Raw genomic sequence first — 24,137 nt, forward strand, 5'->3', positions numbered from 1 at the left:
CTTTCAGAACTCCCCGGATCGGTCGGTGCGGATGCGTTCGAGCAGCAGCAGCGACACCGCGCACACGAGCATCAGGACGGTGCTGAGGGCCATGGCCTGGCCGTAGTTGAGGTCCCCGGACCGGCCGAGCAGCCGCGCCACGGCCACCGGCAGCGTCGGGTTGTCGGGCCGCGCGATGAACACGGTCGCGCCGAACTCCCCCAGCGACACGGCGAACGCGAACCCGGCGGCGACCAGCAGCGCCCGCCGTACGAGCGGGAAGTCCACCTCGCGCCAGGCCCGCAGCGGCGAGGCCCCGAGCACCGCCGCCGCCTCGCGCAGCCGCGCGTCCACAGCTCGGAGCACCGGCAGCATGGTCCGTACGACGAAGGGCACCCCGACCAGCGCCTGGGCGAGCGGCACCAAAATCCAGGAGGTACGGAGGTCCAGCGGCGGCTTGTCCAGGGTGATCAGGAAGCCGAAGCCGACGGTGACCGCGGAGACCCCGAGCGGCAGCATCAGCAGCGCGTCGAAGCCCCGGACCAGCCGGCCCGCCCGCCGGGTGAGCGCGGCGGCTGCGAGCCCCCCGACGACAAGGGCGATCAGGGTCGCGACGAGGGCGTAGCGCAGGGAGTTCCCGATGGCCTCGACCGGCGCCACCAGGAACGTACCGCTGTTGGCGTCCGCCGAGGTCAGCGCGCGGTAGTAGGCGAACCCGGAGCCGCCCAGCGAGCGTTCCACCAGCACCGCGAGCGGCAGCAGGACCAGCACCAGCACGCTCAGCAGGACCCCGGCGAGCAGCGTCCACTGCCCGGCCCCCTGCGGCTTGCGCGCGGTCATGGCCGGGTCGACCAGCTTCAGCGCGCGCTCCCTGCGGCGTACGGTCCAGGCGTGCACGGCGAGGATCGCGCCGACGGCGGCGAACTGCACGAGCGTCAGCACGGCGGCCGTGGGCAGGGCGAGCAGCTGCGCGGTCTGCCGGTAGATCTCCACCTCCAGCGTGGAGAAGCCGGGACCTCCGAGGATCTGTACGACCCCGAAGGAGGTGAAGGTGAAGAGGAAGACCATCAGCGCGGCGGCGGCCACGGCTGGGGCGAGCGCGGGCAGCGTGACGCGCCGCCACGCGGTGAACCGGCTCGCCCCCAGCACCCGGGCGGCCTCCTCCTGGCGCGGGTCGAGCTGCGCCCAGAGCCCGCCGACGGTCCGCACGACGACCGCGTAGTTGAAGAAGACGTGCGCCAGCAGGATCGCCCACACCGTGGTGTCGAGCCGTACGCCCCACAGCTCGTCCAGCAGCCCACCGCGTCCGAGCAGCGCGAGGAACGCGGTGCCCACGACGACGGTCGGCAGCACGAACGGCACCGTGACCACGGCCCGCAGCACCTGCTTGCCGGGGAAGTCGAACCGGGCGAAGACATACGCGCCGGGCAGCGCGATCAGCAGGGTCAGCGCGGTCGAGGCGAGCGCCTGCCACAGCGTGAACCACAGGACGTCCCGGATCTCCGGCCGGGTCAGCACCTCGCCGAACCGGCCGAACTGCCAGACGCCGTCCGCCTTGAGCCCCCGGCCCACGATCGCGGCGACCGGGTAGGCGAAGAACACGGCGAAGAACGCGACGGGCACGGCCATCAGGCCGAGCCGCACCGCGGTCCCGCGCCGGGCCCGGGCGCGTGCCGACCTCCCGCGCGCGCCCGGTCCGCGTACGGGAGTCTTCGCTACTTCACTACGAGCGAGGACCATGACTGGACCCACTGCTCACGGTTCTTGGCGATGGCGTCCGGGGCGACGGTCGCCGGCTTCTCCGCGGTGGCACCGAACTCGGTGAAGAGCCCGGGCACCTTCGCGTCCTTCGCGACCGGGCTGACGAACATGGTGAGCGGCATGTCCTCCTGGAACTTCTTCCCGATCAGGAAGTCCAGCAGGGCCTTGCCGCCCGCCTCGTTCTTCGCGCCGTCCAGCAGACCCGCGAACTCGATCTGGCGGAAGCACGTCCCGGTGGCGACCCCGGTCGGCGCGGTCTTCGGCCGCGGGTCCGCGTACAGCACCTCGACGGGCGGGCTGGAGGCGTAGCTGACGACGAGCGGGCGGTCGGCCTTGGCCTTCCTGCCGCCGGCCGAGCCGGAGAACTCCTCGTTGTACGCCTGCTCCCAGCCGTCCACGACCTTGACGCCGTTGTCCTTCAGCTTCTTCCAGTAGTCCTGGTAGCCGTCCTCGCCGAAGGTGCCGACGGTGCCGAGGAGGAAGCCGAGGCCGGGCGAGGAGGTCGCGGCGTTCTCGGTGACGAGCAGGTCCTTGTACGCGGGCTTCGCCAGGTCGGCGAAGGTCTTCGGCGGCGCGAGCTTCTTGTCGGCGAAGTACTTCTTGTCGTAGTTGACGCAGATGTCGCCGGTGTCGACCGGGGTGACCCGGTGCTTGTCCGCGTCCAGCTGGACATCGGCCGGGACCCGGTCCAGGCCCTTGGCCTCGTACGGCGTGAACAGGCCGTTGTCGAGGGCGCGCGAGAGCAGGGTGTTGTCGACGCCGAAGAACACGTCGCCGCGCGGGGAACCCTTGGTCAGGATCTCCTGGTTCAGGGCGGCGCCCGCGTCCCCGCTCTTGAGGACCTTGACGGTGTAGCCGGTCTCCCGGGTGAACTCCTTCAGCACGTCCTTGGAGGCGTTGAAGGAGTCGTGGCTGACCAGGGTGACGGTCTTGGAACCGGAGCCCTTGGTCGAACCGGAACCGGACGCCGAGTCGTCGGAACTTCCGCAGCCGGCCAGCGCGGTGACGCCGAGCGCGGCGGCGACGGCCGCCACCGCGGCCTTCTGGGTGGTGCTCATGTGTGATTCCTCCTGGAGTGACCAGGAAGAGACGCGGCCCTGCCCGCACACCGGCGCGGAGCCGGAAGCGGGCAGGGCGCAACAGCTTGAGTATGGTCCGAACTTCCTACCCGGAATGACCCGGGCGAGGTTCAGAGGGTCTGCGGCCAACCTGTCCTTGGTGCCGCACTCTCAGCGCTGTGGCGCTCCCCTGTCGGAATATGCAGTTGATTTCGGCCCCAGGCTACACGGCCGTTTTCGGCCGTGACCCCGGGCACCGACGGTCGCCCGCCTCAGCGCTCGGAGGCCGCCAGCTGCCCGCAGGCGCCGTCGATCTCCTGGCCCCGGGTGTCCCGGACGGTGACCGGCACGCCGTGGTTCGCGATGGCCTCCACGAACGCCCGCTCGTCCTCGGGCCGCGAGGCGGTCCACTTGGAGCCGGGCGTCGGGTTGAGCGGGATGAGGTTGACGTGGACCCGCTTGCCCTTGAGGAGGCGGCCCAGCAGGTCTCCGCGCCACGCCTGGTCGTTGATGTCGCGGATCAGGGCGTACTCGATGGAGATGCGGCGGCCCGACTTCTCCGCGTACTCCCACGCGGCGTCCAGCACCTCGCGCACCTTCCACCGGGTGTTCACCGGCACGAGGGTGTCGCGCAGCTCGTCGTCCGGGGCGTGCAGCGAGACCGCGAGGCGGCACTTGAACCCCTCGTCGGCGAACCGCAGCATCGCGGGCACCAGGCCGACGGTGGACACGGTGATCCCGCGCTGCGAGAGGCCGAGGCCGTCGGGCTCCGGGTCGGTCAGCCGGCGGATCGCGCCGACGACGCGGTTGTAGTTGGCCAGCGGCTCGCCCATGCCCATGAACACGATGTTGGACAGCCGGGCGGGGCCGCCGGGGACCTCACCGTCGCGCAGGGCCCGCATGCCGTCCACGATCTGGTGGACGATCTCCGCGGTGGAGAGGTTCCGGTCGAGACCGGCCTGCCCGGTCGCGCAGAACGGGCAGTTCATCCCGCAGCCGGCCTGCGAGGAGATGCACATCGTGACCCGCTCCGGGTAGCGCATCAGGACGGACTCGACCAGCGTCCCGTCGTGCAGCTTCCAGAGGGTCTTACGGGTGGTGTCGTCGTCGCAGCTGACGTGCCGGACGACGGACATCAGGTCGGGGAACATCGCCTCGGCGAGCTTGTCCCGCGATCCGGCCGGGATGTTGGTCCACTCGGCCGGGTCGTGCGCGTACCGCGCGAAGTAGTGCTGCGAGAGCTGCTGGGCGCGGAACGGCTTCTCGCCGACCGCGGCGACGGCCTCCCTGCGCTCGGCGGGCGTGAGGTCGGCGAGGTGCCGCGGCGGCTTCTTGGCTCCGCGGGGCGCGACGAAAGTGAGTTCTCCGGGCTTAGGCATGGTTCCTCCAGTGTCGCAGACGCGCGGAGGTACCCCGGTGCGTCGCGGTGAGGGACGGCTCACGGGGTAACCGGAACACCACAGGGAGTTCGTAGCCGCCGCGCAGGAGGTAGGTGCCGTGCACACCGTCAAACACTGGTTCAACGACAGCCTGATCGGGCAGGGCGTGGTGGTCTTCGGACTCGGCGTGGGTCTGAACGCACTGTTACGCCACGACGAGCATCCGGCCATGTGGCTGGTCCAGGGCGCCGTCTACACCGTCGTCGTGATGGTGGCCCTGGTCCTCCAGCGGAGGCGGACGAGCCGGGTCACGGGCGCCTCCCCGAGCGCCGTCGCCGGGCTCCTGCGGAAGATCCGCCACCACGAGGTGCCGCGCGACCCGCAGGAGCGGGCCGTGCTGCGGCGACTCGTCGACGACCAGCTGGGCCGGATCGAGCGGGGCAAGCGGTGGCTGCCGTACTGGCTGGGCGCCATGGGCCTGGTCGCCATCGGTCTGCTCGTCCTGGGCGCCACCCGTGGCTCCCTCGGGTACGCCCTGCTCTTCGCCGCCTTCGTGGCGGTGTTCTGTGCCTGGATCCTGTGGATGCGCCGCCGGGCGGTGGCCCTCTACCGCGACATGCGGGTGGCGCTGCGCGAACAGGGCTGACGCCACATGGCTGAGGGGCCACCGCTCGCGAGCGGTGGCCCCTCAGCCATGTGCGGACGCCGGTCTCAGCCGGAGCCGACGAACAGCACGAGCAGCAGCCAGACCACCGGGGCGGTCGGCAGCAGGGAGTCCAGCCGGTCCATGATCCCGCCGTGGCCGGGCAGCAGCGTGCCCATGTCCTTGATCCCGAGGTCCCGCTTGATCATGGACTCGCCCAGGTCGCCCAGGGTGGCGCTGGCCGCGACCGCGAGGCCCAGCAGCAGCCCCTGCCACCAGGAACCGTCATCGATCAGGAACTGCATGCACAGCGCACCGGCCACCATGGCGAAGGTGACCGCTCCGAACAGGCCCTCGCGGGTCTTGCCGGGGCTGATGCGCGGAGCCAGCTTGTGCTTGCCGAACCGCCAGCCGACCGCGTACGCCCCCGTGTCGCTGACCACGGTCAGCAGCAGGAAGGTCAGCACCCGCTGCGGGCCGTCGTCGGCTTTCAGGAGCATGGCGACGAAGGTGGCCAGGAAGGGCACGTAGAACGCGGCGAAGATGCCCGCCGTGACGTCCCTGAGGTAGTCCTCGGGCGGCTGCGCCATCCGCCACACGAGCACCGCCAGGGCGGTCAGGGCCATGGCGATCCAGGCGCCCTCGGCCTCGCGCGCGTATCCGGCGATCACCATGGCGGCGCCGCCGACGGCGAGCGGCACGAGGGGCGCCTTGATGCCCTTGCGCTCCTCCAGCCGGGAGGTGAGCTCCCAGAGGCCGACCACGACGGCGAGCACGATGACGCCGACGAAGACGGCCTTGACGAAGAAGAGCGAGACGACGACCAGGGCGCCGAGCCCCAGACCGACCCCTATGGCGGCTCCCAGGTCCCGGCCCGCGCGCTTCTTCTGCGGAGGCGGGGGCGGGGGCGGCGGCGCGGTCGGCATGGGCTCCTGCGGCTTCTCGTCGCGGAACAGAGGGCCGCCGCTCAGGCGTCCGGCCCTCTGTTCCCGGTGATCACGGTCTTCAGCGTCTCTACCTGCGTCGGGAACGTCCGGCACGATGGGCATGGGCCGAGTCTGCTGGGCGTCGTGCACATCGTAGGCAGGACCCGCCGCAGCACCCTGCATCTCCGGCGTGACCCGGTGACCGGCGCCCTGCGGAGCGCCCCAGGAAGAGTCGTTCATCAGACTTCGAGCAGCTCGGCTTCCTTGTGCTTCAGCAGCTCGTCCACCTGCGCGACGTACTTCGCGGTGGTGTCGTCGAGCTCCTTCTCTGCGCGGCGCACCTCGTCCTCGCCGGACTCCTTGTCCTTGACCAGCTTGTCGAGCGCTTCCTTGGCCTTGCGGCGGACGGCCCGGATCGAGATCTTGGAGTCCTCGGCCTTGGCCTTCGCGACCTTGATGTAGTCGCGGCGGCGCTCCTCGGTCAGCTCGGGGAAGTTGACCCGGATGATATTGCCGTCGTTGCTCGGGTTGACGCCGAGGTCCGAGTCGCGGATGGCCTGCTCGATGTTGCGCAGCGCGGTCTTGTCGAACGGCGTCACGACGGCCATACGGGGCTCGGGCACCGAGAACGAGGCCAGCTGGTTGATCGGGGTCGGCGCACCGTAGTAGTCGGCGACGATCTTGTTGAACATCGCCGGGTGCGCACGGCCGGTGCGGATCGCGGCGAAGTCCTCTTTCGCGACGACGACGGCCTTCTCCATCTTCTCCTCGGCCTCGAGGAGGGTTTCTTCGATCACCACGTGCTCCTGCGTGTCTTGAACGGGCCCGGCGGGGGCCCGGCGGGTCCTGCGTCGCGTCCTCACCTGCACGGTGTCCGACCGGCAGGCCGTTGTCCATTGTCCGGGGCGGTCCCGCGCCCCTGTTCCACCGGGCCTCACCGGTGGACGCGCCGATGGTCAGGCGCGGGTGTCCTGGTCGCTCACGAGCGTGCCGATCTTCTCACCCTTGACGGCGCGGGCGATATTGCCTGCGGCGGTGAGCTCGAAGACGAGGATCGGCAGCGCGTTGTCACGGCAGAGCGTGATGGCGGTGGCGTCGGCGACCTTGAGGTCGCGGGCGAGCACCTCGCTGTACTCCAGCGCGTCGAACTTGACCGCGGCGGGGTTGGTCTTCGGGTCGGAGTCGTAGACCCCGTCCACGCCGTTCTTCCCCATGAGCAGCGCCTCGGCGTCGATCTCCAGGGCGCGCTGGGCGGCGGTGGTGTCGGTGGAGAAGTAGGGCATGCCCATGCCCGCGCCGAAGATCACGACGCGGCCCTTCTCCAGGTGCCGCACGGCGCGCAGCGGGATGTACGGCTCCGCGACCTGGCCCATGGTGATGGCGGTCTGGACGCGGGAGTCGATGCCCTCCTTCTCCAGGAAGTCCTGGAGGGCGAGGCAGTTCATCACGGTGCCGAGCATGCCCATGTAGTCGGAGCGCGCCCGGTCCATGCCCCGCTGCTGGAGCTCAGCGCCGCGGAAGAAGTTGCCGCCGCCGATGACGATCGCGATCTCCGCGCCGTCCCGGACGACCGCGGCGATCTCGCGGGCGATGGCGTGCACGACGTCGGGGTCGACACCGAGGCCCCCGCCGCCGGCGAACGCCTCCCCGGACAGCTTCAGCATGAAGCGTCCGCGCACCTTGCCGTCCTCGCGCTTGTCGTCGTCTTTGGCGGCGTCCGCGCCCTTGTTCATGGGGATTCTCCTCGTGCGCATACGAAGGAGGCCATTGCCGGTGGGTCTGGTGTCCCTTGCGGCAATGGCCTCCTCGTCAGATCTGCGGTCGTACGGCGGTGTGCGGCCGTCGACTGCACCAGACCCTACCGGGTCCGCCGTTTTTCGCGGACGGACTCAGATGCCGACCTTGATACGCGTGAAGCGCTTCAGGGTGACACCGGCCTCGTCCAGAACCTTCTGGACCGACTTCTTGTTGTCCAGCGCGTACGGCTGGCCGAGGAGGGTGGCCTCCTTGAAGAAGCCGTTGACGCGACCCTCGACGATCTTCGGGAGGGCGGCCTCGGGCTTGCCCTCGGCGCGGGTGGTCTCCTCGGCGACGCGACGCTCGGCCTCGACGACCTCGGCCGGGACGTCCTCGCGGGAGAGGTACTTCGGCGCGAAGGCGGCGATGTGCTGGGCGAGGCCCTTGGCCAGGTCGGCGTCGGCCTTGTCCAGCTCGACCATCACACCGATCTGCGGGGGCAGGTCGGGCATGGTGCGGTGCATGTAGACCGAGACGAAGGCACCCTGGAACTGCGCGAAGCGGTCCAGGACGATCTTCTCGCCGAGGTTGGCGTTGGCCTCGTCCACGTACGCCTGGACGGTCTTGCCGGGCTCGATCTCCGAGGCGAGCAGCGCCTCGATGTCGGCCGGGGAGGTCGCGGCGACGTGCGCGGCGAGGGCGTTGGCGACGGCCTGGAACTTGTCACCCTTGGCGACGAAGTCGGTCTCGCACTTGAGCTCGACCAGAACGCCGGAGGTCTTGTCCTCGGAGACGAGGGAGACGACCGCGCCGTTCTCGGCGGAACGGCCCTCGCGCTTGGCGACGCCCTTCTGGCCCTTGATACGCAGCGCCTCGACGGCGGCGTCGACGTTGCCGTCGGCCTCGTCAAGAGCCTTCTTGCAGTCCATCATGCCGGCGCCGGTGAGCTCGCGGAGCTTCTTGACGTCAGCGGCGGTGTAGTTCGCCATGAGTCTGTGTTCTCTCTCGAAGTCTGAAAGATCTACGGGTGGACGGCGGGGGCGGTGCCAGTGCACCGGCCCCCGCCGTCTTCAGCCGTGACGGGTGTCAGCCCTGCTCGGCGTCCGAGGCCGGGGCCTCGGCCTGCTCGGCCGGCGCCTGCTCGGCCGGGGCGTCGGCCTGCTCGGCGGCGATGGCCTCGGGCTGCGCGTCGGCAGCGGCGTCCTTCTCGGTCTCGACGGAGGACTGAACCTCGGCGTCGGCCTTCTTGTCGCCCTCGAGCAGGTCACGCTCCCACTCGGCGAGGGGCTCGCCGGCGGCCTTCTCGCCCGGCTTCGAGTCGCCGGTGGCGGCGCCGGAGCGGGCGATGAGGCCCTCGGCGACGGCGTCGGCGATCACGCGGGTGAGCAGGGTGACGGAGCGGATCGCGTCGTCGTTGCCCGGAATCTTGTAGTCGACCTCGTCGGGGTCGCAGTTGGTGTCGAGGATCGCGACGACCGGGATGTGGAGCTTGCGCGCCTCACCGACGGCGATGTGCTCCTTCTTGGTGTCGACGACCCAGACGGCGCTCGGCACCTTCTGCATCTCGCGGATACCACCGAGGGTCTTCTCCAGCTTGGCCTTCTCGCGGGAGAGGACCAGGAGCTCCTTCTTGGTGAGGCCGGAGGCGGCCACGTCCTCGAAGTCGATGAGCTCCAGCTCCTTCAGGCGCTGGAGGCGCTTGTAGACGGTGGAGAAGTTGGTGAGCATGCCACCGAGCCAGCGCTGGTTGACATACGGCATGCCCACGCGCGTCGCCTGCTCGGCGATGGCCTCCTGGGCCTGCTTCTTCGTACCCACGAACATGATGGAGCCGCCGTGCGCGACGGTCTCCTTGACGAACTCGTAGGCGCGGTCGATGTACGACAGCGACTGGAGCAGGTCGATGATGTAGATGCCGTTGCGCTCGGTGAAGATGAAGCGCTTCATCTTCGGGTTCCAGCGACGGGTCTGGTGACCGAAGTGGACGCCGCTTTCCAGCAGCTCCCGCATCGTGACGACGGCCATGGCCGTACTCCTTGAGTTTCTCGGTTGTCGCGGCAGCAGGATTGCTGTCGCGCCTGACGCCCCGGCGCGCCGTGCCGCAAGGGACCGAGGGGCGCGTCCACCTCCGCTGAACGGGTGGTGGCGGGGCGTGCGAAGTCGACCCGGTGACCCGGGTCGCCAGAAGAAGTGTACGGGACCGTCCGGGTCCCGGGTGACGGCGCTGTCCACAACCGGCCGGTAGTCCACAGATCCGGCTCAGGATCCCCACCCGGGCGGGCCCCGGGGGACGGTGGTGCCATGCGAATCACATGCGAACGGGCGCGGTGGTGGCTGCCCTGGGCCGTCGCGCTCGCCGCGCTGACGGCGTGGGGCGGATGGCCCGGCGCCGCCGTGGCGGCGGGCGGCGGGGAACGGGTCTGGCCTCTGACCGGGCATCCCTCGGTCGTACGGGGATGGGAGCCGCCCGCCGGTCCGTACGGGCCGGGCCACCGGGGCGTGGACCTGGCCGCCGCGCCGGGCACCGAGGTGCTGGCGGCCGCTGCGGGCCGGGTCTCGTTCGCGGGGGCGGTCGCCGGGCGCGGGGTGGTCTCCGTCGAGCTCGCGGGGACGGGCGATCCGCCGCTGCGGACGACGTACGAGCCGGTGCGCCCGCTGGTCGCGGAGGGCGACGAGGTCGCCGCGGGCCAGGTGGTGGCCGTGCTGGAGGCGGGGACGTTCCACTGCGCGGGAGGCTGCCTGCACTGGGGGCTGCGCCGGGGGGAGGCGTATCTGGACCCGCTGTCGCTGCTGCCGCCATCACTGCTGCGGCGCGGTCCGTCGCGCCTGCTGCCGGTGTACGGGGTGCCGCTGCCGGAGCCGCCGAAGGCCGGGGGGCCGGCCGTGCGCGGGGCCGGGGCGCCCGCCCTGCTGGTGGTGCTCGCCGTGCCGTGGCGGTGGTCGTCGCGGGCGTGGCGGCGGGGTCCGGCGCGGTGGGGTCGGCCGCGGGTGCCGTGGCGGCGGGATCAGTCGCGGGTGCCGGCGCCCCGGACACCGTCGAGGATCATGGCGACGGCGGTGTCGGCGATGACCCCGGGCTCCTCCGCCACGGTCAGCTCGATGCGCCGGACGGCGGCGTCCACGGAGCCCTGGAGCAGCATGGCCGCGAGGCGGGGCTCCGCGTGGCCGAGGTCGCCGAGCGCCTCCACGATCATGGCGATGAGCCCGCCGTGCGCGGCCCGGATCTTCTCGCGTGCGCCCGCGTCCAGTTCGCTGGCGGAGATCGCGACCACGGCCCGGTGGCGCCGGTCCCCGACCAGGTCGAGCTGGCGCCGGACGTACGCCTCGATCTTCTCCTCGGGCGTCCCCGCCCGCTCCATCGCGCCCTCCACCTCGGCCGCCCAGACGGGGAAGTCGACGGCGCAGAGCTCCTCCACGACGGCGGCGCGGGAGCGGAAGTACTCGTAGACGGAGGACCGCGCGAGGCCCGTGCGTTCGGCGAGGGCGGGGAAGGTCAGCGCTTCCGTGCCCCCTTCGGACAGCAGGGAGCGCGCTGCGTCCAGGAGGGCGCCGCGCTGCATGGTCCGGTGCTCGGCCACGGAGGCCGCTCGAATCCTGGGCACGCCTCCACTCTACGGCGACCACCGCCGAGAGGTACGCGCGCGGGCCGAGGTGATCGGTCCGGACGCCCGGCGCACCGGCTCAGCGCCCGGCGTCCGCCAGCTTCGCGCGGAGTTGGAGCACCGACTTGGTGTGGATCTGGCTGACCCGGCTCTCGGTGACCCCGAGGACGTTGCCGATCTCGGCGAGGGTCAGGCCCTCGTAGTAGTAGAGCGTGACGACCGTCTTCTCGCGGTCCGGGAGGGTGTTGATCGCCCGGGCGAGCAGCCGTCTGAGTTCCCGGTCCTCCGCCACCTCCACCGGGTCGTCGGCGGCGGTGTCCTCCAGCGTGTCCATCAGGCTCAGCCGGTCGCCGCCCTCGCCGCCCACGTGCAGCAACTCCTCCAGCGCGACCACGTTGGCCAGGGACAACTGGCTGAAGACGGCATGCAGTTCGTCCAGCGTGACGTCCATCTCCGCCGCGACCTCCGCTTCGGAGGGGGTGCGGCGCAGTTGCGCCTCCAGCGTCGCGTAGGCGCGTTCGACGGCGCGCGCCTTCTGCCGCACGGAGCGCGGGATCCAGTCCAGCGCCCGGAGTTCATCGATCATCGCGCCCCGGATGCGGGTGATCGCGTACGTCTCGAACTTGATGGCCCGTTCGACGTCGAACTTCTCGATCGCGTCGATCAGCCCGAACACCCCGGACGAGACGAAGTCCGCCTGCTCGACGTTGGACGGCAGGCCCACGCTCACCCGCCCGGCGACGTACTTGACCAGGGGCGAGTAGTGCAGGATCAGCTGCTCCCGCAGCCGCTCGTCGCCGGTCGTCTTGTACGAGCGCCACAACTCGTCGAGCGAGGACGGGGCGGGAGGGCGCACAGTGCCACGCGCAGCCGGTGGTGCTGCCGCGCGGTCAGACCCGGAGGTGTGAGGGGGCATGTGGTGCCTTGAGCCGTTCTGCCGTGAAGTGCTGGGACTTGTCTCTGGGGCGGAATCCTTGTGAGCGTAGCGTGACTGGGTTGTCGCGGTGCGCGCAGGATAGAGGATGGAGACCGGGCGCTCACCGGCCCCGGAGTCACCGCAGAAGCGTCCGCCGAGGTCATCGGCATCACCTTTTCACCCGAATGCCCCAGGTCAAGAACCGCCTCGCCGCGCGTCGTCCCGGCAAGTCGGCCTCCGCGTCAACCTCCATCCCTCACCCACGCGTTCGACGTATCCCAGTGAGAGCAGTTCGTACAGCTTGCCGAGGGCCTCGTCGGCACTGGTCCCGGCGCCCCGCGCCACCTCCCGGGCATCGACGGCGGCGCGCGCCGGCAGCGCGTCCAGCACCCGCCCGGCGACGGCGTCCAGCAGGTCCCGGGCCAGCACCGGACCGCTCCTGGACGGGGCCAAGTCCCCGATGTCGCCCACTATCTCGGCCACTTCGGCGGCGTCCGTCACCAGCACGCCCTCCCCGCGCAGGAGTTCGTGGACACCGGCCGACAGACCGCTGGTCGCCGGCCCCGGAACCCCCATGGTGAAGCGCCCCAGCCGCTGCGCGACCCGCGCCGTCACCAGCGAACCGCTGCGGTACTCCGCCTCCACGACCACCGTCCCCCGCGTCAACGCGGCGATCACCCTGTTCCGCAGGATGAACCGGCTGCGTGTCGGGTGCTCGGACGGCGGCAGCTCACCGATGACGAGCCCCTGTCCGGCCACCCGCGCGATCAACTGGGCGTGGCCCGGCGGATAGGCCACGTCCACCCCGCAGGCCAGCACCGCCATCGTCGCCCCGCCCGCCGCCAGCGCGCCCCGGTGCGCCGCGCCGTCCACCCCGAAGGCGGCGCCGGAGACCACCACCCAGCCGCGCTCGGCGAGCCCCGCGCTCAGCGTCGTCGCCATGTGGGCCCCGTACGGGGTACAGGCGCGGGCGCCGACCACGGCGACCGAGCGCAGCGCCCAGAGCCGCAGATCGGGCCCGCCCCGCACCCACAGCCCGGTCGGCCGCGCGTCACCCAGGTCGTCCAGCTGCGTCGGCCACTCGCGGTCACCGGGGCAGACGAACCGCCCGCCGACCGCGGCGACGGCGGCCAGGTCCCGCTCCGGGTCGGCCCGGGCGGCCCGGAGCCGGTAGCCCGCGAGCCGCCGCACCGTCATGCCGCGCAGCCGCTCCGCCTCCCCGGCCGGGTCCGTGATGCGCCGCCACAGCCCGACCGCGCCGCACTCCCGCAGCCACCCCCCGCCCCGCTCGTCGCCGGGCTCCAGCACCCGGGTCAGCGCCGCCCGCGCCAGCCGCTCCGCCGCGCCCGCGCCCCCGGCCGCCTCCGGGCCCACCCGGTCCGCGCCCCCGGCCGGGTCCGCCCCGCCACCCGCGCCCCGGTCCGCGCCATACGCCGGCCCGCCTCCCCCTTGCCCCGTCATGACGCCCCCGCCCCCAGCGGCACCCCGCGCGGGATCCCGCTGCGCAGCTCCAGGGCAGCCGCCACGTCCGAGGCGTCCGGGCGGGCCGCGCCGCGCAGGTCCGCGACCGTCCACGCCACCCGCAGCACCCGGTCCAGACCCCGGGCCGTGAGCAGCCCGCGCTCCATGTCCCGCTCGGCCGCCATCAGCGCGCCCGGGGCCGCGGCCAGCCGGGTCCGCAGCTCGTGTCCCGGCACCTCGCTGTTGGTCGTCCAGGGCGTGCCGGCCAGCCGCTCGGCCGCGCGCTCCCGGGCCTCCCGCACCCGGGCAGCGACGGTCTCCGTGGACTCGCCCCGGCCGCCCCGCCCCATCAGGTCCTCCCGCGTGACCGGGGCGACGGTCACCCTGAGGTCCACCCGGTCCAGCAGCGGCCCGGAAAGCCTGGCCTGATACCGCCGCACCGCCGACGGCGGGCACTCGCAGCCCTGACCGCTCAGGGTGTGCCGCCCGCAGGGGCACGGGTTGGCGGCGAGCACCATCAGGAACCGGGCCGGCAGCCGCACCACCCCCGCGCTGCGGGCCACCACGACGTGCCCGGACTCCAGGGGCTGGCGCAGCGCGTCCAGTGTCTTCACGGAGAACTCCGGCGCCTCGTCCAGGAAGAGGATTCCCCGATGGGCGAGCGAGACGGCCCCCGGCCTGGGCAGTCCGTTGCCCCCGCCGACCAGCGACTGCATGGTCGCCGAGTGGTGCGGCGCGCAGTACGGCGGCCGGGCGATCAGGGGCTCGCCCGGCGGCAGGATGCCGGCCACCGAGTGGACGGCGGTCACTTCGAGGGACTCCTGCCGGGTGAGGGGCGGCAGGATCGCGGGCATGCGCTCGGCCAGCATCGTCTTGCCGGCGCCCGGCGGACCGGTCAGCAGCAGATGGTGGCCGCCGGCCGCGGCGATCTCCAGGGCCTTGCGCGGCCGCTGCTGGCCCGCCACGTCCGCGAGGTCCGGCCGGGCCCCGTCCCCGGCCGCCGGGCCCCTGGCGAGGCCGGTGCCCAGTCCGGCGCCGGGCACCATCAGCCCGGCGAGCATCGGATCCGGGCGGCCCTCCTCCTCGGACCGCTGTTCGTCCGGCACTGGTTCGTCGCACAGCACCGCGATCAGCTGCCGCAGACTGCGCACCCCGAGCACGGAGACGCCGGGGACGAGGGCCGCCTCGCCCGCGGTCTGTTCCGGGACGACCACCTGGCGGTAACCGGCGTCGGCCGCCGCCAGGACCGCGGGGAGCACACCCCGTACCGGGCGCACCCGGCCGTCGAGCCCCAGCTCACCGATCATCACCACGTCGGCGATCGACTGGGGGTCGATCCGCTCCGCCGCGCCCAGGACCGCGCAGGCGACGGCCAGATCGAAGCCCGAGCCGCCCTTGGGCACCGAGGCCGGGGAGAGCCCCACCGTGAGCTTCTTCTGCGGCCACTCCGCCCCGGAGTTGACCACGGCCGCCCTGACCCGGTCCCGGCTCTCCACCAGGCTCTTGTCGGGCAGCCCCACCAGCGTGAACGCCGCCACGCCGGCCTCCAGGTCCGCCTGGACCTCCACCACCACACCCTCGACGCCGACCAGGGCGACCGAGCAGGCACGTGCGAACCCCATCTCAGGCCACCCCCCGCGCGTGCTCGGCCAGGGGCGCGCCGCGCTCGGGCAGCACCACCCCGACCAGGTCGATGCGCACCCCGCCCGGCGGCGGGCCGCCGTGCCGCTCCAGCCAGAGCTCGGCCAGCCGGCGCAGCCGCTCGGCCTTCGCCGGGGTGACCGCGGCCATCGGATGCTCGTACCCACCCGACCTGCGGGTCTTCACCTCGCAGATGACGAGCGCGTCCCCGTCCATCGCGACGATGTCGATCTCACCGGCGCGACAGCGCCAGTTCCGTTCCAGTACGGACATGCCGGCGTCGGCCAGCAGCCGCGCCGCCAAGTCCTCGCCGTACCGCCCGAGAGCCCCCCGTGCGTTCATATCGGCACCACCTCCGGCACCGACTCTGACGCGTCCGCCCTACTTCAGTGGATCTTGGTGGACAAGCGGGCGATTGTGGATAACTCAGCCACCCGGAAGTTCGAGATCGCTCTTGTTGAGCTCCTCGATGTTGACGTCCTTGAACGTGAGCACCCGTACCTGCTTCACGAACCGGGCGGGCCGGTACATGTCCCAGACCCAGGCGTCCGCCATGGACACCTCGAAGAACACCTCGCCCTGGACCGAGTGCACCTGCATCTCGTAGTCGTTGGTGAGGTAGAAACGCCGTTCGGTCTCGATCACGAATTTGAACAGACCGACGACATCGCGGTACTCCCGGTAGAGCTTCAGCTCCATCTCGGTCTCGTACTTCTCGAGGTCCTCGGCGCTCATTGGCATGTTCCCCTTCAGCCGTGCGTTTCCCCATTGTGCGCCGGGCTCCGGCGCCCCCGGCCGCTCAGCCGCTTCCGGGGGCCAGGTCCACCGGCGTAGGCGGAGGGCCCTCTTCGAGCAGCCTCCGGAGCAGGTCGGCGAGCCCGGTGGGGTACACCGTCTCACGGGCCGCCGACAGTTCGGCGGAGGTCCACCACCTCAGCCCCGTGACACTGCGGCGTTCCAGCCATGTGTGGCCGCTGGTGTCCGTGGCGGTCTGTGCCGTGCGGGCCAGGAAGTACCACTCCTCCTGGTCCCATCGCCGGCCGTCGAAGGTGAAGGAGCATCGTCGCCGCCAGATCACCGGGCCCAGTTCGGCCTCGGTGATCCCGGTCTCCTCGGCCAGCTCGCGCAGCGCGGCCCGCTCATGGGTCTCGTCGCCCTCCAGGCCACCACCCGGGGTGAACCACCAGGTGCGGGCCGGGTCCTCCGGTTCGAAGCCGTGCATCAGCAGAATCCGGTCGTCCGGATCGAGGAGCACCAGACGGGCGACCCTGCGCACCTCAGCGGACACCCGCGGCCGCCTCGGGCTTCGCGCTCCGCTTCGGCCGGGCGGCACGGGCCGCGAGCGGGCCGTACGCCGCCCCGCCCAGAATGAGCACGATGCCCACCGCCATCGCGGTCAGCTGGAGCCTGAGCGGTCCGGCCGACGAGACACCGCCCGGCAGCGCGGCGAACGCCTCGGGCCGGTCGATCATGGAGCCCAGCGGCCAGGCGACGGCGTCGATCCTGGACTCCACGGCGTCCAGGGGCACCGAGCCGTGCATGGCGTCCTCCAGGTGGACCCGGGAGTCCAGCGAGACCGTGCGGTCGTCGCCCAGCAGGAAGAGCCGGCCCTTCGGGACCTCGGCGGTGAAGTCCTGGGCCGAGGCGCGGCCGGACGCCCGCAGATACGGTTCGTCCATCGGTATGCCGTTGACCGTGAGGCGGCCGTCCTTGCCGCAGCAGGCGATCTTGTCGCCGCCGACCCCGACGACCCGCTTCGCCATGGGGGTGTTGCCCCACTCCGGGTCGTTGAAGACCACGACGTCGCCGCGCCGGACCTCGCCGCCGTCCACGCGCTGGGCGAGGACCTTGTCGCCCGCGTCGACCGTCGGTGACATCGACCCGGTGGGCACCGTGTACGGCTGGTAGACGAACGCGCCCCAGACGAAGCCGCCGAGGAAGAGCAGGCAGCCGAGGGCCACCGCCACCCCGGACAGCCTGCTGCCGAGCCGGCCGCGGCCGTCGTCCGTACGACCTGTTGCACCCATACCGGCGTCCCCCATCGGAGATCGACAATCGCTGATCCGCGTGGGCACCCTACCCGGCAGTACGCCCGGTGGTCAGCCTCCGCCTGCGGCGGAGCACGAACGGCACCGCGCCCGCGAGCCCGAGGACGCCCGGTGCGGCACCGGCCGCGGCGCTGATCCCGGGCTGGTCGAAGGTGTCCGGGACGGACAGCACGGACCAGCGGTTCACGGGCCACGCGACGACCACGGCCCGGCCCACGACCTGGCTCACCGGCACGAAGCCCTTGTTGGCGTCGCTGGTGTGGTAGCGGGAGTCCGCCGAGTCCTGGCGGTGGTCGCCCATCACCCAGATCTTGCCGTCCGGCACCTTGAACGGCCCGAAGGGCATGTCGTCGCAGGCGCTGTTGCCCTCGAAGATGAAGGACTTGTCGTCCAGCGCCTTGCCGTTGACCTCGACCGGGCCGCCCTTCTTGCACTCCACGGTGTCACCGGCGACCGCGATGGTCCGCTTGATCAGGTCCTTCTCCTCGGCGGACGGCATCAGTCCGACGAAGCTCAGGAACTTCTGCGCGGCGTTGGGCTTCGGGGTCGGCTCGCCTTCCAGCCACTTGTCCGGGTCGTGGAAGACGACGACCTCGCCGCGCTCCGGCTCCGAACCGAACCACGGCGTCAGCTTGTCCACCAGGACCCGGTCGCCCCGCTGCAAGGTGTTCTGCATCGAGTCCGACGGAATCGAGAACGCCTGCACCAGAAACGTCTTGATGAACAGGGCCAGGACCAGCGCGATGCCGATGAGGAGGGGCAGCTCCTTCCAGAACGGCCGGCTGTTCTTCTTCTTGCCGGCCTCCGGCTCGGTGGAAGAAGGCTCGGCGGCGGAAGATTCCGCGGCGGAAGGCTCCGCGGACCGCGCCTGTTCGGACTGTGCTCCGTCTGCCAGGTCGCTCACGCGTCGTTCCTCACTGTGCCGGCGGTCGTGGTCCGGCGCCGCCTGCGCCAGAGCACCAGGGGCACCGCCCCCGCGAGGCCGATCACCCCCGGGGCCGCCGCGGCGGCGGCGTTGATGCCGGGCTGGTCGAAGGTCTTCGGGACCGGGAGGGTCGCCCAACGGCTGACCGGCCACGCGATCACGATGGCCCGGCCGACCACCTCGTCATTGGAGACCGTGCCGTTGCCCGGCAGGTTCTGGTGGTACCGCGAGTCCAGGGAGTTCTGCCGGTGGTCGCCCATGACCCAGATCCGACCCTTGGGCACCTTGAGCGGCCCGAACGGCTCGTCGTCGCAGGCACTGTTGCCCTCGAAGATGAAGGACTTGTCGTCCAGCGCCTTGCCGTTGACCTCGACCGGGCCGCCCTTCTTGCACTCCACGGTGTCACCGCCGATCGCGATGACCCGCTTGATCAGGTCCTTCTCCTCGGCCGAGGGCATCAGGCCGATGAAGCTGAGGAACTTCTGCACCGCGTTCGGCTCGGGGGCCTGGCTGTCCTCCAGCCAGCCGCCCGGGTCGTGGAAGACGACGACCTCGCCGCGCTCCGGCTCCGAACCGAACCACGGCGTCAACTTGTCCACCAGGACCCGGTCACCCCGCTGCAAGGTGTTCTGCATCGAGTCCGACGGAATCGAGAACGCCTGCACCAGAAACGTCTTGATCAGCAGCGCCAGAACGAGGGCGACGCCGATGAGGAGCGGCAGCTCCTTCCAGAACGGGCGGGGATTCTTCTTCCGGGCCGTGCTGCCCCCGGACGCGCCGCCGTCACTGTCCGTCCCGCTCACCGTCGTCCCGTCCTCCGCCGCTCCGGCGGGCTCGGAATGTGCCGGACGGCCCGGCCGGTCCTCGGGTTCGTCGTGTCCGGATCGTGCGCCGACCGCCAAATCCCCCACATCCACTCCTTACTCCGTGCCACCGCCCGCGTCCTAGCCGACGCAGGCCCACCACTCCCATAACGAGCGGGAGTTCCGCAGGGGTCGGGAGCCGGATCAATCCGCCTGGATCACTGGACACACTATTCGACGGCCCCGAGGCAGCCCCCGTACCGGCGCGCGCGTCCGGGACCGGGGCGAAGGCCGAGCGCTGCTCCAGGCCGGCCCAGTGCCCGAAGGGCCAGACGATCCATTTGGCCCGCCCCACGACCGCGTCCTCGGAGATCGTGCCGTCCGCCGTCTTGTCCATGTGGAAGCGCGAATCGGCGGAATTGGAGCGGTGGTCGCCCATGACGAAGAGGCGGCCCGCCGGAACCTTTACCTCGAATTTGATGGTGGAGGGTGAATCCCCGGGATAGACGTACGGTTCATCGACCGCCGTGCCGTTGACGAGGAGCCTCCCGTCCGACGCGCAGCACTTCACGGTGTCGCCGCCGACGGCCACGACGCGCTTGATGAGGTCCTGCTCGTCGTCCGACGGCAGCAGCCCGACGAAGGTGAGCGCCTGCTTCACCTGCTTGACGACGACGGGTGACTCCCCGGGGCTCTCCTGGTTCGGCGGCGGCCAGTCCGAGGGGTTGCGGAACACGACGACGTCGCCGCGCTGCGGCTTCGAACCGAACCAGGGCGTCAGCTTGTCCACGAGCACCCGGTCACCGATCCGGATGGTCTGCTCCATCGACCCGGACGGGATCACGAACGCCTGTACGAGGAAGGTCTTGAGGACGAGCGCGATCAGCAGCGCCACCGTGATCAGCAGCGGGATCTCCCGCACCGCCGATCCGCGGCGCTTGCGCTTCACCTTGCGGGCCAGCTTGCGCCGCTCGGCCCGGGTGGGCAGGGAGCGCGCCCCTCCGTCCGCCGCCGGGGCGCCGTGGCGCCCGTGGCTACCCATGGGAAGGGCCGGGCGCCGGTACGGGGTCGAAGGCGGCGGTCCCCGGCAGCGAGCCCACCCGGCCCAGCGGCCAGCCGAACCAGTCGACCCGCCCGATCACCCGGTCCACCGGCACCACGCCGCCGCCCGGCTCCCCCAGGTGGTCGCGGGAGTCCCGGGAACGGGCCCGGTGGTCGCCCATCATCCACAGGGTGCCCTCCGGCACCACGATGTCGAAGGGCACCTTCGAGGGCGCGTCCCCGGGGTAGAGGTAGTCCTCGTCCAGCGGCCGGCCGTTCACCTCGATCCGGCCCCGCGCATCGCAGCAGACCACCCGGTCGCCGCCCACGCCCACCACCCGCTTCACGAAGTCGGTCTCGGCGGGCTCGGCGAGCCCGAGGGACGCCGCGGCACCGTGCAGCAGCGCGGTGACGGGGTTCTGCTCAGCCCCCTCGCGTACGAACGAGCCGGTGCCGTCGAAGACCACCACGTCACCACGGCGGGGGACGGCGCCGAAACGGTACGCCAGCTTGTTGACGAGCACCCGGTCACCCACCCGGAGCGTCTGCTCCATCGAACCGCTGGGGATCAGGAAGGGCTGCACCACGAAGGTGCTGAAGAGGAGCACGAACACCGCGCAGACCGCGCCGAGCCCGAGTGTGCCCCGCCAGGACAGCCTCCAGGACCTCGGTGCGGTGAGCCGGTCGCGGACACGCGAAGAGCGCGACCCCTCCCCCGGACCCGTATCGGGTGCGGAGGAGGAATCGCGCTCCTGGAGTTCTGCTTGCGTGTCCATCGGGGCCAGAGCTTAACCGGACACCCTGTGGACCAGGCAGTCAGCTCAGCGGTCGCGCTTCTCCTTGATCTTCGCGGCCTTGCCGCGCAGCTCACGGAGGAAGTACAGCTTGGCGCGACGGACGTCACCGCGGGTCACGAGCTCGATCTTCTCGAAGATCGGGCTGTGCACCGGGAAGGTGCGCTCGACGCCGACGCTGAAGGAGACCTTGCGGACCGTGAAGGTCTCGCTGACGCCCGCGCCCTGGCGGCGGATGACGACGCCCTTGAACTGCTGGACACGGGAGCGGTTGCCCTCGATCACGCGGACGTGAACGTTGACCGTGTCACCCGGGCGGAAGGCCGGGACGTCGGTACGCAGCGACGCGGCATTGACGTCGTCGAGCAGGGAAGCCATGTTGTCTGCTTTCTTCGCCGATGCCACAGGTCATCGACGGGAGAGTGATGAATGCTAGGGGCCGGTCGCGTCGGACGGACGTCGTGTCCCCCTGTGGCAGGGGCGCACGCCGGACGGACAGCAGCGGCCTATTCTTCCACGTCCTCGGGCCTGCGCCAAAATCGGCCACCCGGCTCCGGGGACCAGCCGAGGATGGACAGCATTTCCCGGTCCTTCTTGTCGAAGGCGGACGCCTCGCACCGCTCGATCAGATCGGGCCGGTTGGCGGCCGTACGGCGCAGCGCCTCGTCCCGCCGCCAACGCGCGATCCGCCCGTGGTGGCCGCTGAGCAGCACATCGGGGATGGACCGGCCGCGCCACTCCGGCGGCTTGGTGTAGACGGGCCCCTCCAGCAGATTGGCCATCGCGCCGGGGGCGAAGGAGTCGTCCTGGTGGGAGGCCGCGTTGCCGAGGACGCCGGGCAGCAGCCGGGCCACCGCCTCGGTGATCACCAGCACCGCGGCTTCCCCGCCGGCCAGCACGTAATCGCCGATGGACACCTCGACCACCCGCATCCGGGTGGCGTACTCCTCGGTCACGCGCCGGTCGATGCCCTCGTAGCGGGCCGGGGTGAAGACCAGCCAGGGGCACGCGGAGAGCTCGACGGCGAGCTCCTGCGTGAACGGCCGTCCGCTCGGCGTGGGCACCACGAGGACCGGGGAGTGCGCGCCGGCCTCGTAACCGTCCGCGAGGGCCTCGTCCAGGGCCTCGCCCCACGGCTCGGTCTTCATGACCATGCCGGGGCCGCCCCCGTACGGGGTGTCGTCCACGGTGTTGTGCCGGTCGTACGTCCAGTCGCGCAGGTCGCGCACATGGACGTCGAGGCGGCCGGACGTACGGGCCTTGCCGACCAGGGAGACGTTCAGCGGTTCCAGGTACTCGGGGAAGATCGTGACGACGTCGAGCCGCATCAGGCGTCCTCGGCCTTCGGCGCGGAGCCCTCGGCCTCGGACTCCGCCTCGCGCACGGACGCCACGACCGCCTCGCTCGCGTCGATCAGGCCGGGCGGCGGGGTGATCACCGCGCGCTGCTCCTCCAGATCGATCTCGGTGACGATCTCCTCCACGAACGGGATCATCACCTCGCTGCCGTCCGGCCGCTCCACGATGAAGAGGTCCTGCGAGGGCAGGTGCGTGATCTCGGTGATCCGCCCGATCCCGGTGCCGTCGGCGAGGACCACGTCCAGGTCCATCAGCTGGTGGTCGTAGAACTCCTCGGGGTCCTCAGGGAGCTCCGCCGGGTCCACGTCGGCGATCAGCAGGGTGTTGCGCAGCGCCTCGGCGGCCGTACGGTCCTTCACGCCCTCGAAGCGCAGCAACAGCCTGCCGCTGTGCACCCGGCCGGTCTCGATCGTCAGCGGGCCCGTCGTGGCGGGGTCGGTGGCCAGGACGGCGCCGGGCGCGAGCCGCAGCTCCGGCTCGTCCGTGCGCACCTCGACGGTGACCTCGCCCTTGATGCCGTGGGCGCGACCGATCCGCGCGACTACCAACTGCACCTTGTGCCTCTCCTGTCGTACGACGACGGGCCGGGGCGGGCGCTTGGCCCTCCCCGGCCCGTGCCGGTGTTCAACTTCTGTCAGCGAACCTGGTCCACATCGACAAGGTCGACGCGGATGCCACGGCCGCCGATGGCGCCCACGACGGTACGCAGCGCGCGTGCGGTACGGCCGTTGCGGCCGATCACCTTGCCGAGGTCGTCGGGGTGGACCCGGACCTCAAGCACACGGCCACGGCGCAGGTTGCGCGAGGCGACCTGCACATCATCGGGGTTGTCGACGATGCCTTTCACGAGGTGCTCGAGAGCCTCCTCGAGCATGCTCAGGCCTCGGTCGACTCGGCGGAGGCGGCAGCAGCCTCGTCCGCCTTCTTGTCGGCCTTCTTCGCCTTCGGCGTGATGGCCTCGCCCTTCGACTCCTCACCATCGTTGGAGAGGGCCTCGAACAGGGCGCGCTTGTCGGCCTTGGGCTCCGGCTGCAGCAGCGGCGCGGGGGCCGGGAGGCCCTTGTGCGCCTGCCAGTCGCCGGTGAGCTTCAGGATCGCGAGAACCGGCTCGGTCGGCTGGGCGCCGACGGACAGCCAGTACTGCGCACGCTCCGAGTTGACCTCGATGCGCGACGGGTTCTGCACCGGGTGGTACAGACCGATCTCCTCGATGGCCCGGCCGTCACGGCGGGTACGGGAGTCGGCGACGACGATGCGGTAGTGAGGCGAACGGATCTTGCCCAGACGCTTCAGCTTGATCTTGACTGCCACGGAAGTGGTGTCTCCTGGTCTATGACGTGGTTGGGCACAACGAAGATGCCACGTGGGGTTGCGGTACTCGGGTGCCCGATGGACGCGTCAGCCGGAGGAGAGAGGGGTCCTGTGCGACTGTCGAGTACAGCTAGCCATTGTGCCACACCCCATCGGCTCACCCCACCGCGACCGCGGTCTCCGGGATCCGGAACGGCTTTCCGCAGCCGCCGCAGACGATCGGCGCCTGGGCGAGGACCGAGGGGACGACGCGCACATTGCGGCCGCAGTCGCAGACGGCCTTGACCCGCACGCCCCCTCCGGAGGAGCCGTGCCGGGCGGCCGGGCCGCGGAAGGAGCGCTTGGTGTCGGCGGCGGTGGCCACGGTGTGCGCCTTGAGGGCGCGCTGCAGCCGTTCCGTCGTCGGCCGGTAGCGGCGCTTGGCCTCGGGGTTGAGCGTGACCAGCGAGAAGCCGCTGCTGGGATGGGGCTCCTCGGCATGGTCGAGGCCCAGCTCCTCGGCGATGGCCAGGAATCGTCGGTTGTGATAGCGGCCGGCGCGCGAGGTGTCGCGGACACCTCTGGCGGCGGCGATGCCGTGGACTGCCTCGTGGAGCAGTCGCTCGAAGGAGAGCTCGGCGCCACAGGCGGACGAGGACTCTCCGATCAGGGACTCGGGTGCGGCGAGATCGGGCAGCTCGGGGTGGTACCGCTGAATGTCGGCCCACGCCTGCGCCAGCTCTGCGGCAAGTACAGGTGGTGTCGTGCTCACGTC

27 protein-coding genes, 1 pseudogene and 1 riboswitch are annotated in these 24,137 nt (G+C 71.3%); of the genes and pseudogenes, 2 read left to right on the forward strand and 26 right to left on the reverse strand.

What is annotated here, in order from left to right; all coding sequences use genetic code 11:
* Positions 1 to 3: 3 nt before the first annotated feature.
* From OG867_RS06955 to rlmN, 3 genes are all read right to left on the reverse strand, one after another.
* Positions 4 to 1,608: an ABC transporter permease gene (locus OG867_RS06955; RefSeq protein WP_406283637.1), complete on the reverse strand. Its 1,605-nt coding sequence runs from the start codon at positions 1,606 to 1,608 to the stop codon at positions 4 to 6.
* A gap of 86 nt (positions 1,609 to 1,694) precedes the next feature.
* A complete protein-coding gene (locus OG867_RS06960) occupies positions 1,695 to 2,798 on the reverse strand; it encodes a thiamine ABC transporter substrate binding subunit (protein WP_406283639.1) in 1,104 nt (367 codons plus the stop codon).
* Positions 2,799 to 2,883: 85 nt separating this feature from the next.
* Positions 2,884 to 3,000: riboswitch (TPP riboswitch) on the reverse strand.
* Positions 3,001 to 3,070: 70 nt separating this feature from the next.
* Positions 3,071 to 4,177, reverse strand: a complete 1,107-nt coding sequence (gene rlmN / locus OG867_RS06965; protein ID WP_328902648.1) for a 23S rRNA (adenine(2503)-C(2))-methyltransferase RlmN — start codon at positions 4,175 to 4,177, stop codon at positions 3,071 to 3,073.
* A 118-nt stretch (positions 4,178 to 4,295) separates the two neighbouring features.
* Here rlmN and OG867_RS06970 point away from each other — a divergent pair, with 118 nt between their 5' ends.
* Complete coding sequence (locus OG867_RS06970; RefSeq protein WP_406283643.1) at positions 4,296 to 4,823, forward strand: hypothetical protein; 528 nt, start codon at positions 4,296 to 4,298, stop codon at positions 4,821 to 4,823.
* 65 nt (positions 4,824 to 4,888) lie between these two features.
* Here the strand turns inward: OG867_RS06970 and OG867_RS06975 are convergent, their stop codons facing one another.
* The 5 genes from OG867_RS06975 to rpsB all read right to left on the reverse strand — a co-directional run bounded on the left by OG867_RS06975 (position 4,889) and on the right by rpsB (position 9,508).
* Entirely contained in the window at positions 4,889 to 5,986 is a 1,098-nt protein-coding gene (locus OG867_RS06975) for a phosphatidate cytidylyltransferase (protein ID WP_328902646.1), read from the reverse strand.
* Positions 5,986 to 6,543, reverse strand: a complete 558-nt coding sequence (gene frr / locus OG867_RS06980) for a ribosome recycling factor (RefSeq protein WP_328902645.1) — start codon at positions 6,541 to 6,543, stop codon at positions 5,986 to 5,988. Before frr ends, OG867_RS06975 begins: the two co-directional genes overlap by 1 nt.
* A 159-nt stretch (positions 6,544 to 6,702) precedes the next feature.
* A complete protein-coding gene (pyrH, locus tag OG867_RS06985; protein ID WP_403988306.1) occupies positions 6,703 to 7,479 on the reverse strand; it encodes a UMP kinase in 777 nt (258 codons plus the stop codon).
* 156 nt (positions 7,480 to 7,635) lie between these two features.
* Complete coding sequence (gene tsf / locus OG867_RS06990) at positions 7,636 to 8,472, reverse strand: translation elongation factor Ts (protein ID WP_018102373.1); 837 nt, start codon at positions 8,470 to 8,472, stop codon at positions 7,636 to 7,638.
* 97 nt (positions 8,473 to 8,569) lie between these two features.
* Entirely contained in the window at positions 8,570 to 9,508 is a 939-nt protein-coding gene (rpsB, locus tag OG867_RS06995; RefSeq protein ID WP_406283647.1) for a 30S ribosomal protein S2, read from the reverse strand.
* 276 nt (positions 9,509 to 9,784) lie between these two features.
* Here rpsB and OG867_RS07000 point away from each other — a divergent pair.
* A pseudogene (locus tag OG867_RS07000) lies at positions 9,785 to 10,360 on the forward strand (murein hydrolase activator EnvC family protein); the annotation flags it as partial.
* A 128-nt stretch (positions 10,361 to 10,488) separates the two neighbouring features.
* Here OG867_RS07000 and OG867_RS07005 read toward each other — a convergent pair.
* The 18 genes from OG867_RS07005 to OG867_RS07090 all read right to left on the reverse strand — a co-directional run bounded on the left by OG867_RS07005 (position 10,489) and on the right by OG867_RS07090 (position 24,134).
* Positions 10,489 to 11,061, reverse strand: a complete 573-nt coding sequence (locus OG867_RS07005; protein WP_406290808.1) for a TetR/AcrR family transcriptional regulator — start codon at positions 11,059 to 11,061, stop codon at positions 10,489 to 10,491.
* Positions 11,062 to 11,164: 103 nt separating this feature from the next.
* Positions 11,165 to 12,001 (reverse strand): RNA polymerase sigma factor WhiG, encoded by an 837-nt coding sequence (gene whiG / locus OG867_RS07010; RefSeq protein WP_406283649.1) that lies wholly within the window; start codon positions 11,999 to 12,001, stop codon positions 11,165 to 11,167.
* Between the two features lie 195 nt (positions 12,002 to 12,196).
* Positions 12,197 to 13,462 carry a DNA-processing protein DprA gene (gene dprA, locus OG867_RS07015; protein WP_406283651.1) on the reverse strand — a complete coding sequence of 422 codons (1,266 nt, stop codon included), beginning with the start codon at positions 13,460 to 13,462 and terminating at the stop codon, positions 12,197 to 12,199.
* Positions 13,459 to 15,084 (reverse strand): YifB family Mg chelatase-like AAA ATPase, encoded by a 1,626-nt coding sequence (locus tag OG867_RS07020; RefSeq protein WP_406283653.1) that lies wholly within the window; start codon positions 15,082 to 15,084, stop codon positions 13,459 to 13,461. The genes dprA and OG867_RS07020 overlap by 4 nt, the downstream gene beginning before the upstream one ends.
* 1 nt (position 15,085) lies before the next feature.
* A complete protein-coding gene (locus OG867_RS07025) occupies positions 15,086 to 15,445 on the reverse strand; it encodes a YraN family protein (protein ID WP_328902639.1) in 360 nt (119 codons plus the stop codon).
* An 84-nt stretch (positions 15,446 to 15,529) separates the two neighbouring features.
* A complete protein-coding gene (locus OG867_RS07030; protein WP_043444228.1) occupies positions 15,530 to 15,838 on the reverse strand; it encodes a DUF2469 domain-containing protein in 309 nt (102 codons plus the stop codon).
* A gap of 64 nt (positions 15,839 to 15,902) precedes the next feature.
* Entirely contained in the window at positions 15,903 to 16,391 is a 489-nt protein-coding gene (locus tag OG867_RS07035; RefSeq protein WP_406283655.1) for an NUDIX hydrolase, read from the reverse strand.
* Positions 16,381 to 17,130, reverse strand: a complete 750-nt coding sequence (lepB, locus tag OG867_RS07040; RefSeq protein ID WP_406283657.1) for a signal peptidase I — start codon at positions 17,128 to 17,130, stop codon at positions 16,381 to 16,383. The genes OG867_RS07035 and lepB (OG867_RS07040) overlap by 11 nt, the downstream gene beginning before the upstream one ends.
* A gap of 49 nt (positions 17,131 to 17,179) precedes the next feature.
* Entirely contained in the window at positions 17,180 to 18,055 is an 876-nt protein-coding gene (gene lepB / locus OG867_RS07045; protein ID WP_406283659.1) for a signal peptidase I, read from the reverse strand.
* Positions 18,052 to 18,978, reverse strand: coding sequence for a signal peptidase I (lepB, locus tag OG867_RS07050; protein WP_406290811.1), 927 nt, complete (start codon positions 18,976 to 18,978; stop codon positions 18,052 to 18,054). The genes lepB (OG867_RS07045) and lepB (OG867_RS07050) overlap by 4 nt, the downstream gene beginning before the upstream one ends.
* The gene (lepB, locus tag OG867_RS07055) at positions 18,860 to 19,921 is read right to left on the reverse strand and encodes a signal peptidase I (protein WP_406283661.1); all 1,062 of its coding nucleotides are present in this window, start codon (positions 19,919 to 19,921) and stop codon (positions 18,860 to 18,862) included. The genes lepB (OG867_RS07050) and lepB (OG867_RS07055) overlap by 119 nt, the downstream gene beginning before the upstream one ends.
* A complete protein-coding gene (lepB, locus tag OG867_RS07060; protein WP_406283663.1) occupies positions 19,914 to 20,696 on the reverse strand; it encodes a signal peptidase I in 783 nt (260 codons plus the stop codon). The genes lepB (OG867_RS07055) and lepB (OG867_RS07060) overlap by 8 nt, the downstream gene beginning before the upstream one ends.
* Before the next feature lie 45 nt (positions 20,697 to 20,741).
* The gene (gene rplS, locus OG867_RS07065; RefSeq protein WP_018102387.1) at positions 20,742 to 21,092 is read right to left on the reverse strand and encodes a 50S ribosomal protein L19; all 351 of its coding nucleotides are present in this window, start codon (positions 21,090 to 21,092) and stop codon (positions 20,742 to 20,744) included.
* A 128-nt stretch (positions 21,093 to 21,220) separates the two neighbouring features.
* The gene (trmD, locus tag OG867_RS07070; protein ID WP_406283666.1) at positions 21,221 to 22,042 is read right to left on the reverse strand and encodes a tRNA (guanosine(37)-N1)-methyltransferase TrmD; all 822 of its coding nucleotides are present in this window, start codon (positions 22,040 to 22,042) and stop codon (positions 21,221 to 21,223) included.
* Positions 22,042 to 22,626: a ribosome maturation factor RimM gene (gene rimM / locus OG867_RS07075; protein WP_406283668.1), complete on the reverse strand. Its 585-nt coding sequence runs from the start codon at positions 22,624 to 22,626 to the stop codon at positions 22,042 to 22,044. Before rimM ends, trmD begins: the two co-directional genes overlap by 1 nt.
* A gap of 80 nt (positions 22,627 to 22,706) precedes the next feature.
* Entirely contained in the window at positions 22,707 to 22,946 is a 240-nt protein-coding gene (locus OG867_RS07080) for an RNA-binding protein (protein ID WP_005311361.1), read from the reverse strand.
* 2 nt (positions 22,947 to 22,948) lie between these two features.
* Positions 22,949 to 23,383 carry a 30S ribosomal protein S16 gene (gene rpsP, locus OG867_RS07085; protein ID WP_328902631.1) on the reverse strand — a complete coding sequence of 145 codons (435 nt, stop codon included), beginning with the start codon at positions 23,381 to 23,383 and terminating at the stop codon, positions 22,949 to 22,951.
* A gap of 157 nt (positions 23,384 to 23,540) precedes the next feature.
* A complete protein-coding gene (locus OG867_RS07090; RefSeq protein ID WP_018521397.1) occupies positions 23,541 to 24,134 on the reverse strand; it encodes a hypothetical protein in 594 nt (197 codons plus the stop codon).
* Between the last annotated feature and the right edge of the window lie 3 nt (positions 24,135 to 24,137).

Source organism: Streptomyces sp. NBC_00209, assembly GCF_045206345.1.
Classification (GTDB): domain Bacteria; phylum Actinomycetota; class Actinomycetes; order Streptomycetales; family Streptomycetaceae; genus Streptomyces.